At 49.5% G+C, this 2,200-nt stretch carries 1 protein-coding gene and 1 rRNA gene; both read right to left on the reverse strand.

The annotated features are described in order from the left end of the window. Positions 1-84: ribosomal RNA gene (locus H8730_RS17185) — 16S ribosomal RNA — on the reverse strand; the annotation flags it as partial. Positions 85-501: 417 nt separating this feature from the next. Then, positions 502-2,200, reverse strand: a 1,699-nt coding sequence (locus H8730_RS17190; protein ID WP_249290276.1) for a type 2 periplasmic-binding domain-containing protein, incomplete at its 5' end; no start/stop codon positions are given.

Consider the following 2,200-nt stretch of genomic DNA (forward strand, 5'->3'; position numbering starts at 1 on the left):
TTCCAACTCACATCTCCGCTCGACTTGCATGTGTTAAGCGTGCCGCCAGCGTTCATCCTGAGCCAGGATCAAACTCTCTTGTTTGGTTTGTCCTTCTTGTCCTTCGCTTCTCCCGCTCCCGCGGGCCTCCGCGAATTACTGTTTGTTTGCCTGAGTCCCTCTCTCGAGGCTCTTGACTGGTGGTCTTCCTCTCCTCAGGGGCTCTCTCGAGCTCCCTCCGAGTCTCTTACCTTTTCCTCTTCTCAGATGTTACACTGTTCGATTTTCAACGTCCTCTCGGTCGCTTTGCCTTCGCCTCTCAGCTCGCTCCGCTTCCGCTTTTCTTGCGCCTTTTCTCAAGCGCGTTTATTATATTACCACACCTCCCTTCCTCTGTCAACTCCTTTTTTCTCTTTTTTTTTAAAATATTCAGTGGCTCCTAATCACGGCTCTGTATCGATATTATATTAGGAAGAAAAGGAATGGGCTTCTTTGTCAGATAGCCCATTCCCATATCTTTTCCTATTCATACTTACCTATATTCGACTTAGCGGCTTCAATCTGGTTCTTACCCCATTCGACGATCTGCTGAATGCCAAGAGCGTCGCACTGAGTCTTCATCTCATCGAACATGGAATCAATTTCCGCGTCATCTTTGGCGGTCATGACGATCTTCCAAGAGTACTCGCAGACAACGCCTTTCACGTTGTTCTGGATGTCTTGCAAGTCAGAAGGCATGGTCTCAATGAGCCTTCTCCATTCTGGCTCATAGCAGATAAGATCCTTCTCCGTCCACACTTCGATAGGACGTCGATAGCCGTAATAATCCTCATACATATCGACGATCTTGTTGTTTTCGATCTTTTTCTCTGTGTACGCGATGGAATCGCTGATACGGAATTCTGTATTATACTTGGAATGCTTTGTCGCAGACATCAAGCCCCAGTCTCCCCACCAGTCGGAGCTGCTCTCGCCGGTTCCAAAGGTATGGGATCCTGTTGCCCTGAAATCATCGGCCGCATCTGTCAGAACATATTCTCCGTCCACGATATCCCACAGTTCGCCCTGCGGTCCGCCGTACATTACCATCAGCGCGTCCTCATCGAACATCATGTTGACAAATCTCAGGCATGCATCCAATTCTTTCGTGGTGGAGCTGACAAACAATGGATTGGCCGTATCTCCGCCGATCACCGTATCCCCGTTAACAACCGGGTGCTGTCCGTCCCAGATCAAAGGCATGAAGCCCGAGGGGTCGTCTGCATTCACACGCTCATCCGTGTTGTAGCCATCACAGTAATTTCCTGCCATGGAGGCAAGATATTGTCCTGACTCTTTCGTCTTAGCCTGCGTAATGTCATAGGTCTGCGTCATAGAATCTGGATCAATCAATCCCATGCGATTGGCTGTCGACATCCATTTCAGGGACTCGTAGTAGTAGCTGCCCTTCTCGATCATGGGCATTATTTTGTCTTCAAGTATATTATATTGATTGTATCCGACGACAGTTCCGCTGATGCCCATTATAGATGTGTATCTTCCTGCATTGGACATATAGGCTCCATCCCAGCTTGGATAAAAGCCCATAGCATATGTCTTCTGGCCATCCTCCGTCTCAGGATATACCTCCAGCATCTTCTTCAGAGCATCCAGGTATGAATACATATCCGTCACTTCCGGTTTGCCCGCTTTTTCATAGATGTCCCAGCGGACATTCGCCGCATAGCAGCCTACATCCATGGGATAGGAATTGTAGGTTCCAATCTGCGTGATGATGGCATACAGTTTTCCTGTCCCCGCGCTCTTGTAGTCCTTGGAAAATTGAACTGACTGGGGATATTTCTCTGTATAGTTGGGAATCTGATCCTCATAGTCCGTCAGATCCATGACATGTCCACCCTCGATGGCCTGGGTCGGATCCCCGTCAACCGCATATTTCCCTAGGTCCGGCAGATTTCCCGCCGCCAACATGGGCTGTAGCTTTTCTTTATCGGCTACGATTGCCTCGACCCGCAGGCCCAGGTTCTCTTCAAAATACTCCTGCTGCCAGTCATAGTATGTTTGACTGGGATTCACGCCGCCGCTGTAGAACTGAATCGTGGCGATCTCTCCCGTGCTCGGCGTCGAATCCGCCTCAGAACTTTGATTGGAGCTCTGATTGCTGGTACTGCTATCCGCCGTGCTGCTGTTGTCGTCTTTCTTGCATCCCATGCTCAACCCT

Origin of the sequence: Bianquea renquensis, from assembly GCF_014384895.1 — a bacterium.
Classification (GTDB): Bacteria; Bacillota; Clostridia; order Lachnospirales; family Bianqueaceae; genus Bianquea; species Bianquea renquensis.